The organism is Nocardia sp. NPDC057272 (genome assembly GCF_042668615.1).
GTDB lineage: Bacteria > Actinomycetota > Actinomycetes > Mycobacteriales > Mycobacteriaceae > Nocardia.
On the sequence record NZ_JBHUYK010000005.1, the window covers coordinates 1 to 16,195 of the forward strand.

Annotated in this window: 13 protein-coding genes; 8 read left to right on the top strand and 5 right to left on the bottom strand. The window is 67.7% G+C overall.

Annotated features, from left to right (window positions below):
- Window positions 1-52: 52 nt before the first annotated feature.
- Window positions 53-1,894 (bottom strand): dihydroxy-acid dehydratase, encoded by a 1,842-nt coding sequence (gene ilvD, locus ACFULV_RS09270; protein ID WP_378654927.1) that lies wholly within the window; start codon window positions 1,892-1,894, stop codon window positions 53-55.
- A gap of 306 nt (window positions 1,895-2,200) precedes the next feature.
- Complete coding sequence (locus tag ACFULV_RS09275; protein WP_378654930.1) at window positions 2,201-2,971, bottom strand: PH domain-containing protein; 771 nt, start codon at window positions 2,969-2,971, stop codon at window positions 2,201-2,203.
- 314 nt (window positions 2,972-3,285) lie between these two features.
- On the opposite strand from ACFULV_RS09275, the gene ACFULV_RS09280 reads away from it, so the two are divergent.
- The 7 genes from ACFULV_RS09280 to ACFULV_RS09310 all read left to right on the top strand — a co-directional run bounded on the left by ACFULV_RS09280 (window position 3,286) and on the right by ACFULV_RS09310 (window position 11,881).
- Window positions 3,286-5,214: an acetolactate synthase large subunit gene (locus tag ACFULV_RS09280; RefSeq protein WP_378626246.1), complete on the top strand. Its 1,929-nt coding sequence runs from the start codon at window positions 3,286-3,288 to the stop codon at window positions 5,212-5,214.
- A complete protein-coding gene (gene ilvN / locus ACFULV_RS09285) occupies window positions 5,211-5,714 on the top strand; it encodes an acetolactate synthase small subunit (RefSeq protein ID WP_019048314.1) in 504 nt (167 codons plus the stop codon). The genes ACFULV_RS09280 and ilvN overlap by 4 nt, the downstream gene beginning before the upstream one ends.
- Window positions 5,715-5,791: 77 nt before the next feature.
- The gene (ilvC, locus tag ACFULV_RS09290) at window positions 5,792-6,793 is read left to right on the top strand and encodes a ketol-acid reductoisomerase (RefSeq protein ID WP_174551969.1); all 1,002 of its coding nucleotides are present in this window, start codon (window positions 5,792-5,794) and stop codon (window positions 6,791-6,793) included.
- A gap of 158 nt (window positions 6,794-6,951) precedes the next feature.
- Window positions 6,952-8,031, top strand: coding sequence for a DUF4185 domain-containing protein (locus ACFULV_RS09295; RefSeq protein WP_378654935.1), 1,080 nt, complete (start codon window positions 6,952-6,954; stop codon window positions 8,029-8,031).
- A gap of 118 nt (window positions 8,032-8,149) precedes the next feature.
- A complete protein-coding gene (locus ACFULV_RS09300) occupies window positions 8,150-9,508 on the top strand; it encodes a DUF2252 domain-containing protein (protein WP_378654942.1) in 1,359 nt (452 codons plus the stop codon).
- A 76-nt stretch (window positions 9,509-9,584) separates the two neighbouring features.
- Window positions 9,585-10,469, top strand: coding sequence for an AAA family ATPase (locus ACFULV_RS09305; RefSeq protein WP_378654945.1), 885 nt, complete (start codon window positions 9,585-9,587; stop codon window positions 10,467-10,469).
- Window positions 10,466-11,881, top strand: a complete 1,416-nt coding sequence (locus ACFULV_RS09310; protein WP_378654948.1) for a VWA domain-containing protein — start codon at window positions 10,466-10,468, stop codon at window positions 11,879-11,881. The genes ACFULV_RS09305 and ACFULV_RS09310 overlap by 4 nt, the downstream gene beginning before the upstream one ends.
- Before the next feature lie 146 nt (window positions 11,882-12,027).
- Here ACFULV_RS09310 and ACFULV_RS09315 read toward each other — a convergent pair whose 3' ends face one another.
- Both ACFULV_RS09315 and ACFULV_RS09320 read right to left on the bottom strand, forming a co-directional pair.
- Window positions 12,028-12,489 carry a nitroreductase family deazaflavin-dependent oxidoreductase gene (locus ACFULV_RS09315; protein ID WP_378654951.1) on the bottom strand — a complete coding sequence of 154 codons (462 nt, stop codon included), beginning with the start codon at window positions 12,487-12,489 and terminating at the stop codon, window positions 12,028-12,030.
- A 29-nt stretch (window positions 12,490-12,518) separates the two neighbouring features.
- Window positions 12,519-12,974, bottom strand: a complete 456-nt coding sequence (locus tag ACFULV_RS09320; protein ID WP_378626269.1) for a carboxymuconolactone decarboxylase family protein — start codon at window positions 12,972-12,974, stop codon at window positions 12,519-12,521.
- A gap of 176 nt (window positions 12,975-13,150) precedes the next feature.
- Here ACFULV_RS09320 and ACFULV_RS09325 point away from each other — a divergent pair, with 176 nt between their 5' ends.
- Window positions 13,151-15,640, top strand: coding sequence for a tetratricopeptide repeat protein (locus ACFULV_RS09325; RefSeq protein WP_378654954.1), 2,490 nt, complete (start codon window positions 13,151-13,153; stop codon window positions 15,638-15,640).
- Here the strand turns inward: ACFULV_RS09325 and ACFULV_RS09330 are convergent.
- Entirely contained in the window at window positions 15,600-16,127 is a 528-nt protein-coding gene (locus tag ACFULV_RS09330) for a DinB family protein (RefSeq protein ID WP_378654957.1), read from the bottom strand. The genes ACFULV_RS09325 and ACFULV_RS09330 overlap by 41 nt on opposite strands.
- Between the last annotated feature and the right edge of the window lie 68 nt (window positions 16,128-16,195).

Below are 16,195 nucleotides of genomic sequence, written 5' to 3' on the forward strand. Positions count from 1 at the left end.
CATCAACGACCGGCGGCGAGCCTGAATCTGGCCTGAATACGCGGGGAGGCGGCTACAGCACCTGACGAACGGCACCTTTGTCCGCCGACGTGGCGAGCGCCGCGTAGGCACGCAGGGCGGTGGTGACCGTGCGGTCGCGGTTGACGGGCTGCCACGGGCGCTCCGAGGCTTCCATCTTCGCGCGGCGTTCGGCCATGACCTCGTCGGAGACAAGCACTTCCAGCGCGCGGGTGTGCACATCGATGCGGATGCGGTCGCCGTTCTCGATCAGGCCGATGGCACCGCCCGAGGCGGCCTCGGGGGAGATGTGGCCGATCGACAGCCCCGAGGTACCACCGGAGAAGCGGCCGTCGGTGATCAGCGCACACACCTTGCCGAGACCGAGGCCCTTGAGGAACGAGGTCGGGTGCAGCATCTCCTGCATGCCGGGACCGCCTGCTGGGCCTTCGTACCGGATGACGACCACGTCACCGGGCTGGATCTTTTTGCCGAGGATCATCGACACCGCGTCCTCCTGCGACTCGACCACCACGGCCGGGCCTTCGAAGGTGAACAGGTCTTCGTCGATGCCGGCGGTCTTGAGGATCGCGCCGTCGGGAGCGATATTGCCGCGCAGCACGCACAGCCCACCCTCGACGGTGTAGGCGTTCTCGACGTCGCGGATGCAGCCACCGGCGGCATCGGTGTCGAGCGAGGACCAGCGGTTGCTGGTGGAGAACGGTTCGACCGTGCGCACGCCACCGGGCGCGGCGTGGAACAGTTCGAGCGCCTCGTCGGATGCCTTGCCCGAGCGGATATCCCAGGTGTCGAGGAATTCCTCGTAGTCGGCGGTGTGCACGGTGGTCACGTCGGTCTCGAGCAGGCCGCCGCGACGCAGTTCACCGAGGATGGCGGGGATGCCACCGGCGCGGTGCACGTCTTCCATGTGGTAATCCGAGTTCGGCGACACCTTCGACAGGCACGGCACCTTGCGGCTGATGTCGTCGATGGTCTGCAGGTCGAAGTCGATCTCGCCTTCCTGCGCGGCGGCGAGGGTGTGCAGCACGGTGTTGGTCGAGCCGCCCATGGCGACATCGAGGGCCATCGCGTTGCGGAAAGCCTTGGCGTTGGCCACGTTGCGGGGCAGCACCGAGGCGTCGTCGTCCTGGTACCAGCGCTTGGCGATATCGACGATCACCGTGCCGGCCCGCTCGAACAGCGCACGGCGCGCGGAGTGGGTGGCAAGGGTGGAACCGTTGCCCGGCAGCGCGAGGCCGAGCGCCTCGGTCAGGCAGTTCATCGAGTTCGCGGTGAACATGCCCGAACACGAACCGCAGGTGGGGCACGCGGAGCGCTCGACCTCGTCGAGGCCCTCGTCGGACACGGCCTGGTTCGCGCTCGCGGAGATCGCGCTGACCAGGTCGAGCGGTGCCTGCGCGACACCGTCGACGACCACGGCCTTGCCGGCCTCCATCGGCCCACCGGAGACGAACACGGCGGGGATGTTGAGACGCATCGCGGCGTTGAGCATGCCGGGAGTGATCTTGTCGCAGTTGGAGATACACACCAGCGCGTCGGCGGTGTGGGCGTTGGCCATGTACTCCACGGAGTCGGCGATGATCTCGCGCGAGGGCAGCGAGTAGAGCATGCCGCCGTGACCCATGGCGATGCCGTCGTCGACGGCGATGGTGTGGAACTCGCGGGCGATGCCACCGGCGGCGGCCACGGCCTCGGCGACGATCTCGCCCATGTTCTTGAGGTGCACGTGACCGGGCACGAACTGGGTGTAGGAGTTCGCGATCGCGATGATCGGCTTACCGAAATCGGAATCGGTCATGCCGGTCGCGCGCCAGAGTGAGCGCGCGCCCGCAGCATTGCGGCCGATGGTGGTGGTGCGTGAGCGAAGCGGTGGCATGGAAGTCCTCGTGATGTCGCTGGGTGCGTGGCGAGCGTGCGCGCAGGGGGCTGACCTGCGTGGCACGTGCGCGATCGCGGTGCGTCCGGCAGCCCTTCACGTTACTCCGGCGAGCGATGGTCGCATCGCGCCGGTGGTGGCGTGCTGGGGAGCGGGAACCGGGGCTCGAGGCGGGAGTGTCGCTCCGTGAGGTGTCGCCGCGGTGGTGCCGTCGGCGCGGGGTTGCCCGGCTGCCGTCAGCTTACCGGTACAAGGCCGCCGCCCACCCGCTGATTCCCGACGTGCTGATTCCCACAGTGCCGATGGTTACCGCTCGGACTCCGGCTCGTCCTTCGACTCCGACGGCGCCTTCGTTTCGGGCTCGGTCTTCGCGTCGGATTCCGCCTTCGCCGCGGCCCGCTCGGCAGCAAGGCGTTCGGCCTCGGCCGCCTCGGCGGCAGCGAACACATCGGGCAGTCGCCCGCCGGACGCTTCGATCAGCTCCCGCAACCGGTCGTATCCGACGGCAGGCAGCTTCACCTCGGATTCGTCGTCGAGCCGGGCGCGCACAGCGCCGCGCTTGGGAATGCTGATCCCTTTGATCCGCGCCCAGTCGAGGTGCTTCGTGCTGGTCATCGAGCTCAGATCCAGCCCGGTCTCGGACACGGTCGTGTGTGTGCGCACCACCCACCACACCGCGATCACCGGGGCCAGCAGCAGCGGCCACAGTACGGCCGGCCACCCGACGAACGGGAAGAACACGCAGAACGCCAGCACCAGCACGCCGATATAGGCCAGGCGGGGAACGCCGATCACGTGCACACCCGGCGTCGGCGTGTTCGTCCGGCGCGGCACCAGCAGCCAGACGACCACCGCGACGGGCACGATCAGCCCGATCCGCACCCCCAGCGACCAGTCCTGCACGGTGCCGACGACGACGAAGGCCAGGTAGGCCAGCACCACCGCGCCGATCGCCGCGAGCCGCCCCGGACTGGCCGAGCGCAGGCCGCCGGGTCGCGACGGGCGACCCGTATCGGTTCCCTCGTCGGTGGTGTGGGACGATTTAGCCGGTGGCACGGACTGATGCGGTGATGACACCCTCCTATCCTCGCATCTTGGTACACGGACCCACGCAACCACTCGAGTCCCACAGAATGGGACCGGAGCGGAAAGCCTGTTTGACTCGACGCACTACGCGCGCCTAACGTCGTATGCGTGATTCGAAACGAGCTCGTAATCGGCCGGCGCGTCCAGCGCTGAGCCTGACACCTAGTCAATACGTCAGCTCGCGTTTGCGACGCGCCACCCTCGAACAGCCATGCGCTGGGCGGGGGCTTTTTTGTGTTCGGGCGAATGCCAGCGGCCCTGTCGGGTCAGTCCGAGTCAGAACGAGACAGTGAGGAACGAAGACGGTGAGTGCACCAACCGCACGACCCGGGCCATCGGCCCGCAGGTCAGCGCCTTCAGCTACCCCTGGTAGCCCGGCGACCAACCCCACCCGCCGCCAGGTCGCGCCCGAGCGCGTGACCGGCGCCCAGTCGGTGGTTCGGTCCCTCGAAGAGCTCGACGTCGACACGGTATTCGGCATTCCCGGCGGCGCGGTCCTTCCTGTCTACGACCCGCTGTTCGACTCGAAGAAGGTCCGCCACGTCCTGGTCCGGCACGAGCAGGGCGCCGGTCACGCGGCGACCGGTTACGCGCAGGCCTCGGGCAAGGTCGGTGTGTGTATGGCCACATCCGGTCCCGGCGCGACCAACCTGGTGACCCCGCTGGCCGACGCCCAGATGGACTCGGTCCCGATCGTGGCGATCACCGGTCAGGTGCCGTCGAGCCTGGTCGGCACCGACGCGTTCCAGGAAGCCGATATCTCGGGCATCACGATGCCGATCACCAAGCACAACTTCCTGGTCAAGGACGCCGCCGAGATCCCGCGCACCCTGGCTGAGGCGTTCTACCTCGCCGCTTCGGGTCGCCCCGGCGCGGTCCTGGTCGACATCACCAAGGACGCGCTGCAGGCCCAGACCACGTTCTCGTGGCCGCCGGAGATGCGTCTGCCCGGCTACCGTCCGGTCACCAAGCCGCACGGCAAGCAGGTGCGCGAGGCCGCCAGGATGATCCTGGAGTCCAAGCAGCCGGTGCTCTACGTCGGTGGCGGCGTCATCAAGTCCGACGCCTCGCCGGAACTGCTCGAGCTGGCCGAACTCACCGGTATCCCGGTGGTCACCACGCTGATGGCGCGGGGCGCGTTCCCCGACAGCCACACCCTGAACATGGGCATGCCCGGCATGCACGGCACCGTCGGTGCCGTCGCCGCGCTGCAGAAGTCGGACCTGCTGATCACCCTCGGCGCCCGTTTCGACGACCGCGTCACCGGTCAGCTGGACTCCTTCGCGCCCGACGCGAAGGTCATCCACGCCGACATCGACCCGGCCGAGATCGGCAAGAACCGCCACGCCGACGTCCCGATCGTGGGCGACGCGCGTGAGGTGATCGTCGAGCTGATCGAGACCCTCAAGGCCGATCCGCAGGCCGGTGACGCACCGCTGCTGAACCTCACCGAATGGTGGGCCTACCTCAGTGGCATCCGCGAGAACTACCCGCTGGGCTGGAAGACGCCCAGCGACGGCTCGGTCTCGCCGGAGTACGTCATCGAGACCCTCGGTCGTCTCGCGGGCCCCGAGGCCATCTACTGCGCCGGCGTCGGCCAGCACCAGATGTGGGCCGCGCAGTTCATCAAGTACGAGAACCCGCGCACCTGGCTCAACTCGGGCGGTCTCGGCACCATGGGCTACTCGGTTCCCGCCGCGATGGGCGCCAAGATGGGCGCGCCGGACAAGGAAGTCTGGGCGGTCGACGGTGACGGCTGCTTCCAGATGACCAACCAGGAACTGGCCACCTGCGCGATCGAAGGCGTGCCGATCAAGGTCGCCCTGATCAACAACGGCAACCTGGGCATGGTCCGCCAGTGGCAGACCCTGTTCTACGAACAGCGCTACTCCAACACCGATCTCGGCACGCATTCCCTGCGCATCCCCGATTTCGTGAAGCTGGCCGAGGCGCTGGGCTGCGTCGGCATCCGGGTGGAGAAGGAGTCCGAGGTCGAGGACGCGATCCGCCAGGCCCAGGCCATCACGGACCGCCCGGTCGTGATCGACTTCATCGTCGGCAAGGACGCCCAGGTGTGGCCGATGGTCGCCTCGGGCACCAGCAACGACGAGATCATGTTCGCCCGCGGTATCCGTCCGCTCTTCGACGAGGACGAGTCGGTCTCCGAACCGGCCGTCATCCACGAGGCGATGGAACGCGAGCAGGCCACCTCCGAGAAGGGCGACGACGAATGAGCACCACCCACACCCTGAGCGTCCTTGTCGAGGACAAGCCGGGCGTGCTGGCGCGAGTCGCGAGCCTGTTCTCGCGCCGTGGCTTCAATATCGAATCCCTGGCCGTCGGTGGCACCGAGATCCCCGAGATCTCGCGTATGACGATCGTCGTGACCGTCGATGATCTGCCGCTCGAGCAGGTCACCAAGCAGCTCAACAAGCTGATCAACGTCATCAAGATCGTGGAGCAGGACGCCGACGCCTCGGTGGCCCGCGAGCTGATCCTGGTGAAGGTGCGGGCCGACGCGTCGGTGCGCACGCAGGTGATCGAGGCCGTGCAGTTGTTCCGCGCCAAGGTGATCGACGTGTCGCCCGACGCGCTGACCATCGAGGCGACCGGCACCCGTTCCAAGCTCGACGCGCTGCTGCGCATGGTCGAGCCGTACGGGATCCGCGAGATCGTGCAGTCCGGTGTCGTGGCCGTCGGCCGCGGCCCCAAATCGATCACCGCGACCCGCTGAACCTCCCTCAGCAACCACCGCGATAACTTTTCCTAACCGCATTCATTCAGAAGGGACCAACCAAAGTGGCAGTCGAGATGTTCTACGACGACGACGCTGACCTGTCGATCATCCAGGGCCGCAAGGTCGCCGTGATCGGTTACGGCAGCCAGGGCCACGCGCACTCGCTGAGCCTGCGCGACTCCGGTGTCGACGTCCGCGTCGGCCTGGCCGAGGGTTCGAAGTCTCGCCCGAAGGCCGAAGAGGCCGGTCTGACCGTCGGCACCCCCGCCGAGGTCTCCGCCTGGGCCGACGTGATCATGGTGCTCGCCCCCGACACCGCGCAGGCGTCGATCTTCACCAACGACATCGAGCCCAACCTGAAGGACGGCGACGCGCTGTTCTTCGGCCACGGCCTCAACATCCACTTCGGTCTCGTCAAGGCTCCGGCCGGCGTCACCGTCGCGATGGTCGCCCCGAAGGGCCCCGGCCACCTGGTGCGTCGTCAGTTCGTCGACGGCAAGGGCGTTCCGGCTCTGATCGCTGTCGATCAGGACCCGACCGGCGAGGGCCAGGCCCTGGCGCTGTCCTACGCCAAGGGCATCGGCGGCACCCGCGCCGGCGTCATCAAGACCACCTTCAAGGAAGAGACCGAGACCGACCTCTTCGGTGAGCAGGCCGTGCTCTGCGGTGGCACCGAGGAACTGGTCAAGATCGGTTTCGAGGTCATGGTCGAGGCGGGCTACGCCCCCGAGATGGCCTACTTCGAGGTCCTGCACGAGCTCAAGCTGATCGTCGACCTGATGTACGAGGGCGGCATCGCCCGCATGAACTACTCGGTCTCCGACACCGCCGAGTTCGGTGGCTACCTGTCGGGCCCGCGCGTCATCGACGCCGGCACCAAGGAGCGCATGAAGGCGATCCTGACCGACATCCAGGACGGCACCTTCGTCAAGCGCCTCGTCGCCAACGTCGAAGGCGGCAACAAGGAGCTCGAGGGTCTGCGCAAGGAGAACGCCGAGCACCCCATCGAGGTCACCGGCGCCAAGCTGCGCGGCCTGATGAGCTGGGTCGACCGCCCGATCACCGAAACCGCGTAAGGTTTCACCGCGTCTCGAAGGGCCCGTTCGCCACGTGCGAGCGGGCCTTTCGGCATTCTGGCGTAACTTGGTGGCGTGACGGAAGCGAAACCAGCCCAACGATTTTGGTTCGAGCCGACCGGGGTGGGTGTGTCATCCGCGTCACGGATCTGAACCCTGTGCCGTCGGCCGACCTCGGCGGCGGCGATCTCGCGATTCCGTTCGAGCTGCCCAACGGCGATGTCGGCTTCATCTGGGGCGACTCGTTCTCCGGGGACGGCCCGTTCGGCCCACCGATGGGCGGCATCGGGAACTGGCGTTCCCCCGTCATCACGCGCACATCTGCGCGCGACCCCGCCGAGCCGATCGTCATGGCCACCGCGCCGAGCACGGACGGCCGCCAGCTGTGGGACTACCAGCACGACAACGCCGAGTACTCCACCGTCCTGCCGTGCGACGCGATGACCATCGACGGCCGGGTCTACCTGTGGGTCATGTACACCCAGGGCCTGGGCAACGAGAAGTGGTGCGAGGTGTGGACATCCGACGACAGCGGCGTCACCTGGGCGCGCAGCGGGTCGAAGTTCTGGTGCGGCGCCTTCGCCGGCAAGCGGGTCATGATCTCCTGGGCCAAGGACCCGCACAGCGGCTGGGTGCACATCATCTCCACCGGCGGCCTGGCCAGGAACAAGGACATGCTGCTGTGGCGCGCGACGGTCGAAGGTCTGTCCGATCCGCACGCCTGGCAGGGCTGGGGCTGGGACGGCGGCAACTGGGCCTGGAACCGTGAGCCCACGCCGATCCTGCCCGGTTGGCAGTTCGGCGAGATCTGTCTGCGCTATGTCGAGAACCGGGCGGTGATCTCCGGATTCGACGCGGGGGACTACTCGATCTTCGTCAAGGTCGGCGACCGCATCGACAACACGAACTGGATCACGACCCACACCCACCGGCCGATCACCGGGATGCCGCGCGGTGTCGACACCGTCCCGCGCCTGTACGGCGGCTACATACATCCCTACAGCAGGCTCGAGGACGGCAAGTTCACCCTGATCGTCTCCGAGTGGGCGGAGAACGGGAACCCCTATCGGGCGACCCAGTTCACCTGCACCGGGATTCGCCGGAAGGTGCTCGTTCCGCCACCCGACCCCGAACCGACGCCCGAGCCTTGGCCGGCTCCACCACCGGACCCGCATCTGACCTGGTGGCAGGAGCTCGTCCGCCGAGTCGACGAGTGGCGCAGGCGGCTTGGTCCGTAGCGGCACCCGCCCCTTGCTCGATGAGTTGATCGTGTTTGCTGGGCGGTGGCGCACTCTGTCACCGCATGGTTACCCGCTGGTCCTTGCCGTGGTGGCCCGGTAGCGCGAGACTTGCTCGATGACGACGGTTGAGGATTTCGATCGGCAGGCGGCAGAGGTCGGTAAGGCGGCGCGTAAGCGCGTCTCGCGGTCGGCGTTGGGGGAGTGGAAACCGGAGCCGGGCAGGGAGGACCCGGTGGCGATTCTGCTGAAGCAGAACGCGAAGCGGGTGCCGAGTCTGGTGCCGATCCGGATGGCGCGAATGGCGGTGTCGCCGTTCACCTTTCTGCGGGGTGCCGCGGCGATCATGGCCAATGACCTCGGATCCGGTCCCGATACCGGGCTCATCGTGCAACTGTGCGGCGACGCGCACCTGTCGAACTTCGGGCTCTTCGGCACTCCTGAACGCAATCTCGTGTTCGATGTGAACGACTTCGACGAGACGCTGCCCGGCCCGTTCGAGTGGGACGTCAAACGCCTGGTCGCCAGTGTCACGGTCGCGGCGCTCAACAACGGCTGTTCCGATGAGGACGCGGCATCGGCGGCGGAGGCGACCGCGCGCGGCTATCGCGAGGGCATCGAGACGATGACCGAGCAGGACAGTCTCGAGATCTGGTACGACCGGGTCGACTCCGACATGGTCCTCGAGCTGGCCCAGAAGAAGAAGGGCCACAAGCTGGCCGAGAAGACGATCGCCGCGGCCAAGAAGCGCACCAGCCTGCAGGCACTGGACAAACTCACCGAGCCCGATGTCGACGGCATTCCGCGGATCAAGAATCAGCCGCCGCTGCTGGTACCCATCACCACCCCTGACGCGGCGACCGTGACGGCGCTGTTCGCCGAATACCGGCGCACCCTGCCCGACCACATGCGCGTGCTACTCAACCGCTACACCTTCGTAGAGGCCGCCGTGAAGGTTGTCGGGGTCGGCAGCGTCGGCACCAAATGCTTCATCGCGCTGCTGATGGACAAGGAGTCCGGCGCTCCGCTGTTCCTGCAGTTGAAGGAGGCCGACACGTCTGTGCTGGCGCCGTATCAGAAGGCGAGCCGGTACAAGCACCAGGGACATCGCGTCGTCGCCGGTCAGCGCTTGATGCAGGCGTCGAGCGATATCTTCCTCGGCTGGGCCACCGGCCCCGAGGGCGTGCATCACTACTGGCGTCAGTTCCGTGACATGAAGGGTTCCGTCGATATCGACAATCTGACCCACCGGCAACTGTCCAACTATGGCGCCGTCTGCGGTGGCGTGCTGGCTCGTGCCCACTGCCGCTCCGGTGATCCGCTGGCCATCAACGCCTACATCGGCGGCAGCGAGAAGTTCGACACGGCACTGAGTGATTTCGCGATGTCGTATTCGGATCAGAGCATGGCCGACTACCGCCTGCTACAGGCCGCGATCAAGGACGGTCGGGTAGCGGTGGCCGACAACCCGTACTGAGGCCGAACCGGCAGCGTCGGAGCTACGGGGGCTCGCGTCGCCGCCATCTCGGCAACACTCGATACACTCATTACCGATGAGTAACTTCTTTTCCTCGGTGGACCAGGTGACCGACCGGCTGACGGCTGCCGGTTACCTGCCGTCCCTCGACATCGCGACCGCGGTCTTCCTCGCCGATCGCCTCGGCAAACCGCTGCTGATCGAGGGTCCCGCCGGGGTCGGCAAGACCGAGCTCGCCAAGGCGATCGCCGCCGCGGTGAGTGCCGAGCTCATCCGTCTGCAGTGCTACGAGGGCGTCGACGAGGCCCGTGCCCTGTACGAGTGGAACCACGCCAAGCAGCTGCTTCGCATCACCGCCACGTCCGGCGAGGGCTGGGACAGCACCCGCGACCACGTGTTCACCGAGGAGTTCCTGCTCGCCCGCCCGCTGCTGGCGGCGATCCGCAACTCCGACCCCACGGTGCTGCTCATCGACGAGCTCGACAAGGCCGACGTGGAACTCGAGGGTCTGTTGCTGGAGGTCCTCGGCGACTTCCAGGTGAGCATCCCCGAGCTCGGCACGGTCACCGCCGTCCGCAAGCCCTTCGTCATCCTCACCTCCAACGCCCACCGCGACCTGTCCGAAGCGTTGAAGCGCCGCTGCCTGTATCTCCATATCGACTATCCGACAGCGGAATTGGAGAAGGCGATCGTCGCGCTCAAAGTCCCCGAGCTGGATGCGGCGCTGGCCGAACCGGTGGTGGCGACGGTGAGTGCGCTGCGGCAGCTCTCGCTGCGCAAAGCACCCTCGATCGCCGAGACAGTCGACTGGGCGAGAACTCTGGTCGCGTTGGGCACGCGGTCGCTGACCGGCGGCGTGGTCCGCTCGACACTCGGAGTCCTGCTGAAGTATCAGTCGGACCATCGCGTGGCGATCGACCGCCTCGGTCTCGACGACCAGACGGACGGCAGTGTGCGGTGACGAGCCGCGATGACCTCGGCGGCTCGGCGTCTGTCGCGGCAACGGATTCGCGCTTCGCCCCCACCAGCACTCGGCTCGTCGATTTCGTCACCCTGCTGCGCGAGCACAACATTCACGCGGGCCCCAGTGAAACCATCGACGCGGCCGCGGCGGTCGTAGCCCTCGGCACCACCGACGCCCGCGTGCTCCGCTCGGGCCTGGCCGCCTGCCTGCTGCGCCGCAACGGCCAACGCAAGGTCTTCGACCAGCTCTTCGACCTGTACTTCCTCGGCGTCTCGCTGCCACCCGTGCGCCCGAGCGAGAGCGCCGAGGACCTGCGCGAGCGTCTGATGGCCACCCTGGTCCAGGGTGAGGACACCGCCGAGCTGGCCCGCGAAGCGCTCGACACCTTCGGTGCCTACGGCGGTGCGGGGGAGAGCGCGGGCCGGGTCACCCAGGCTTCCGGCGCGGGCTGGTCCTCTTACCTGACGATGAAATCGCTACGCCCGGATGAGATCTCCGAGCAACTCGCCCAAACCATGGGTGGCTCAGGGCAGTTCGATACGGCGGTGCGTACCATCGAGGCCCGTCGCCGCGTCGACCAGTTCCGCGCCGATGTGCAAACCGAAGCACGGCTGCGTTCGGCCGAACTGCGCGGCACCGACTACATCGCCCGGCGCGGCGTCGAGAACTCCGCGGACCGAACGGATTTCCTCGGCGCTCGCGAACAGGACCTCGCCGAGATGCGCCGCCTGGTGCACCCGCTGGCCCGTAAGCTCGCCTCCCGGCTGGCGGTGCGCCGTAAGAAGGCGGTGCGCGGTCAGATCGATCTGCGCCGTACCCTGCGTCGATCGATGGCCACCGGTGGTGTCCCGGTCGATCCGGTGCTGCGGGCTCGCAAGCGTGGTCGGCCCGACCTCGTTGTGCTGGCTGATGTTTCGGGTTCGGTCAGCGGTTTCGCCGAATTCACGCTGCAATTGGTGCAGGCGCTGCAGGACCAGTTCAGCAAGGTCCGCAGCTTCGGTTTCGTCGACACCTGTGCCGAGATCACCCAGTACTTCACCCCCGGCGAACCGCCACCGCCGGGCTTCGCGCAGAACATCGTGCGCGAAGGCGGCGTCGCCCGGTTCGGATCCAGCAATTACGGCGAGGTCCTCCAGGGTTTCGTCGACCACTACCTCGACGCTGTCGGACCACGCACCTGCGTCCTGATCCTCGGCGACGCCCGCACCAACCGCACCGACCCGAATCTCGCCGCGCTGCAGGCGATCACCGAGCGAGCGAAGGCCGTCTACTGGCTCAACCCGGAGCCGTCGCGCTCGTGGTCGACCGGCGACTCGGCGGCCGAGGACTACACCGACATCGTCACCATGCACGAATGCCGCAATGTCGCCCAGCTCGCCGAGGTGATCGGCAGACTGCTGCCCGCCTGATTCAGCTCGGCCAGGTCGACGCTGACTGTGGGTGATGGTCGCGGCGCCGAGGCGTGCTCGTCGGGGGCTCGGTTCCCCGTGCCTGCCGAGAAGTCTGAAATGCCTCGGCAGGCCCTCTGTTTTCGTTGCGCCACCGACACGAGCGTTCAAGCGGTGGCCGCCAGCCGCACGACCGCGTACTCCCGGCCTGCCTTGGCCTGGTACTTGTCGTAGCGGGGCTGGGCGGCCGCGATGTGGTCCCAGGCCGTCGCCCGCTCGGCGCCGTCGAGAACCCGGGGCGTCACGGCGACCGGGTCGTGGTCGGGGAGCTGGACGGTCGCCTGATCGGGATTGCCCATCAGGTTGAGGAACCAGTCGGGGTGCCCGTCCTTGCCGCCCGAGGCGACCAGCAGCCAGGAGTCGTCCTCGCCGGGGAACCAGCTGATCGGGGTATCGCGTGGCTGGCCACTGCGGCGGCCGACCGTGTGCAGGATCAGCACGTCCATCCCCATGAAAGTGCCCTTGCCGCGCCGGATCTTGCGGTTCATGCGCGCGTTCATCCGGTGCTGCATCCAGCGAGAGAACCCGCCGTGTGCATTGCTCTTGCTCGCTTGCTGATTCGCGGACATTGTCACTGTTCCTTTCGAGAGGAGGGGCCTCAGCCCCAGGCGCCGGCGATCTGACGGGTGGTGGCGTTGAGCCGGTTGAACATGTTGGTGACGCCGATCATCAGCACGATCGAGGCGAGCTGCTTCTCGTCGAAGTAGCTGGCGGCGCTGTCCCAGATCTCATCGGTGACCGCGTCGGGACGGTCGGCCATCCGCGTGGCGGCCTCGGCGAGTTCGAGGGCGGCGCGCTCTTCCTCGGAGAAGAAGGGGGTCTCGCGCCAAGCGACCACGGTGGCGAGGCGGTCTTCGCTGACGCCCGCTTTGCGTGCGGTGGTGGTGCCGCCGTGCACGCAGGCGCTGCAATTGTTGATCTGGCTGACCCGCAGGTGCACCAGCTCCAGGATCTCGCTGTCCACGCCGCCGGTCTCCACGGCCTTGAGTACCTGCTGGATGGGGCCCATCGCGTCGGTGAGGACCATGGCGGGGTTCTTCATCCGAGACTGCATGTCGTTCTCCTTGTTCGGTGTTTCTCCGCTGCTTGCGGTGTGACTCAATAACAGCCCGTCCGGCGCTGGAACAGAATGGCTGTGGGACACTGTGGGACAGCTGAAAACGGCCCTGACCACCCGCTTGTCGGTCGTGAGATTTCTGGTCCGGGCCGGGACAACGGGAGTGGAATACGGTGGTTGTGCAACAGCAGACGGCACGGGCGTACCCGCAGGACGAGCTCGCTTCGCGCCTGCGCCTGATTCAGGAACTGTCCGGCCGCGGCGTGCGCGCCCTGGCCCGCGACACCGGCCTGAGCTCGTCCTCGCTCTCGCGCTATCTCAGCGGCCAGACGGTCCCGCCGTGGCCGGCGGTCATCGAGCTGTGCCGCCTGGTCAAACGCGATCCACGCCCGCTGCGTCCGCTCTGGGAGCGCGCCAACAACCCCCTGCCCGCCCCGCCGAAGACCAGCCGCCAGCCGGCCCCGCCGAGCCCGCCGGCCGACGCCCCACCGCCGCCACGCAACGACCTGCCCCGCGACGTGCCCGACTTCACCGGCCGCGAACAGGCACTGGCCGAGGTGATCGCCGCCGTCCGTGCCGATCGCGTGGTCGCCATCGACGGCATGGCAGGCGTCGGGAAGACCTCCCTGGCCGTGCACGCCGCGCATCAGCTCACCGCCGAATACCCTGACGCTCAGCTGTATCTCGACCTGCACGGCTTCACCGACGGACGTCAGCCGCTCGACCCCGACGCCGCCCTCCGCGCGTTGCTGGCCGCGTTGCAGGTCCCCTCGGAGCGGGTGCCGCAGGACGGGGGCGTCGAATTGCGTGCGGCCTGTTGGCGCTCGGAGTTGGCGCGATTGCGCGCTGTCGTCGTGCTCGACAATGTCGCCGATGCCGCGCAGGTCAGCCTGCTGTTGCCCGGTGCGGGCGAGTCGGTCGCCATCATCACCAGCCGCAACCGGTTGCTCGAGCTCGACGAGGTCCCGCCGGTGACCCTCGATGTGCTCACTCCCGAGGAGAGCGCCGAGCTGCTGGTGCGGGCCAGCGGTGACGCACGCCTCGGACGGCTCGCCAAGGAACCCGAGCAGGCCGCCGAAGTGCTGCGCCTGTGCGGCAACCTCCCGCTGGCACTGCGCCTCGCGGCCGCTCGTCTCCGTCATCGCCCGGGTTGGTCGGTCGGCATTCTCGTGGAGCGGATGTCGGAGGGGGCTAGCGAATTCGACACCGCTTTCGGCATGTCGGTTCGTCAGCTGAACCGGGACCAGCGTCGCCTGTTCCGGCTGCTCGGCCTGATCCCCGGCTCCACGTTCACCGATTACGTCGCCGCCGCCGTGGCCGACGTCTCGCTGCGCAGTGCCCGCACGATGCTCGAGGATCTCCTCGACGCGCACCTGGTCCAGCAACCGGCCGACGGCCGCTACCGCCTCCACGACCTGGTCCGCCAGCACGCCCGCGCCGCCACCTTCGAACACGACACCCCCGCCGACCGCGAACGCGCGCTACACCGCGTCCTCGACTACTACGTGCACACCGCGGCTGCCGCCGACGCCGCTATGCCGTTCCTGTCGCCGACCCGCCCGGTCTCGGCGGGCGCACCGCCCGCCGAACTGCCGCGGTTCCCCGGCCGTGATGCCGCGTTCTTCTGGTTCGTCTCCGAGTACACCAACCTGATGGCCGTGTTCTACGCCGCAGTCGAAGTCGGCGCCGACACCCACGTCTGCGAATTGCCGCGCTTCATGCGCGCGTTCTTCGCCCGCCGGTGCGGCACCACACATCTCAACGCCCTCTTCGAGCAATCCCTCACCGCCGCACAGAATCTCGGCGACCCGCGCCAACTCGCCGAAGCTCACAGCGACCTGGGTTTCGCCCGATACAACGCAGGGCGGATGACCGAAGCGGCCGCCGCCTACGCCGCGGCCGCACCCCTGGTGGCCGAAGTGGGTGACCCGCTACCCCGAGCCGAACTGACGATGCGCTGCGCCCAATTGCGCTGGGACGAAGGCAGTATCGAAGAACCACTGGAACTGTTCCGCCAAGCCCGCGACCTCTACACCACCGGCGGCTGCCCGACCAGCGCCGCCGACGCCGTCGCCAGCGAAGCCTGGGCCCTGCTCCAACTGGGTCACCGCGAACAAGCCGTCCAACTCGCCCGCGAAGCCCTCGCGATCCCCGCGGTCAATCCCTCGCTGCAGGCCCAGATCACTCTCGGCGTAGCGATCGCGGCTGACGAACCCGCGCAAGCCCTCGAGCACCTCGATCAGGCCCTCGCCCTCGCTCGCGAGGACGGCCACAAACACAACGAAGCGTGGTGCCTGAACTGCCGGGGCGTCGCGCTGCGTGAAATGGGTCGCTACGACGAAGCCCTCGCCGGCCACCGAGAGGCCTTCGCACTCTTGGACGCCCTTTTCGAAGACCACTGGAAGATCCACTTCCTCAACGGCTACGCCGAAACCTGCCGCCTCGCGGGCCTGCCCGGGGAAGCCCTCGACCTCTACCGCGAAACCCTGGCCCTGGCACCGAGACTGGGCCACCGCTTCGAGGAGGCGACAGCCCACCAGGGCATCGCCGACGTTCTGGACACGACGGACCCGGCTGCCGCCACCGAACACCGTGCGGCGGCCGAGTCCCTGTTCGCCGAGATCACCCCATCGACTTCGCTCCGTCCAGCGATTCACGAATGATGTCGGCGTGCCCGGAGTGCTGGGCGGTCTCGGTCATGATGTGCATCAGCGTGCGGCGGGCGGTCCAGCGTCCGCCGGGCTCGAACCACGGGGCCTGCGGCAGGGGCTGACTCACGTTCAGATCCGGGAGGGTGCGCACGAGCTCGTCGGTGCGTGCGGCCACCCGCTCGTACTCGGCCAAGATGCCCTCGAGCGTGTCGCCGGGCAGCATCCGGAAGATCTCGCCCCATTGCGCGATCTGTTCCTCGGTCATCGAGGAGAAATCGGGGGCTTCCGTGGGCCCGTCGAGGATGAAACCCGCCCAATTCGCTTCCACCGCGGCCACATGCTTGATCAGACCGCCCAGGCACAGCTCGCTGGCGGTCGTGCGCAGACCCGCCTGCTCGTCGGTGAGGTCGCGGACAGTGAAGCGCAGGAACAGCCGGTGCTTGGCGAGCATCTCGAGGATGTCGGTGCGCTCGGTGTCGATCTGGGTGCTCGTGGTCATGGCCGGATCCTTTGCTTGTCGGTGTTGTGAAACCCAAGGTAGAACCCATTGCGGCCAGTTTCTGACCG

What these genes read in the sequence shown, in the direction of transcription:
- ACFULV_RS09315 (WP_378654951.1), bottom strand. Translation starts at nt 12,489, where the DNA reads ATGTCCGCGAATCAGCAAGCGAGCAAGAGCAATGCACACGGCGGGTTC.
- ilvC (WP_174551969.1), top strand. Translation starts at nt 5,792, where the DNA reads ATGTTCTACGACGACGACGCTGACCTGTCGATCATCCAGGGCCGCAAG.
- ACFULV_RS09320 (WP_378626269.1), bottom strand. Translation starts at nt 12,974, where the DNA reads ATGCAGTCTCGGATGAAGAACCCCGCCATGGTCCTCACCGACGCGATG.
- ilvD (WP_378654927.1), bottom strand. Translation starts at nt 1,894, where the DNA reads ATGCCACCGCTTCGCTCACGCACCACCACCATCGGCCGCAATGCTGCG.
- ACFULV_RS09330 (WP_378654957.1), bottom strand. Translation starts at nt 16,127, where the DNA reads ATGACCACGAGCACCCAGATCGACACCGAGCGCACCGACATCCTCGAG.
- ilvN (WP_019048314.1), top strand. Translation starts at nt 5,211, where the DNA reads ATGAGCACCACCCACACCCTGAGCGTCCTTGTCGAGGACAAGCCGGGC.
- ACFULV_RS09305 (WP_378654945.1), top strand. Translation starts at nt 9,585, where the DNA reads ATGAGTAACTTCTTTTCCTCGGTGGACCAGGTGACCGACCGGCTGACG.
- ACFULV_RS09300 (WP_378654942.1), top strand. Translation starts at nt 8,150, where the DNA reads ATGACGACGGTTGAGGATTTCGATCGGCAGGCGGCAGAGGTCGGTAAG.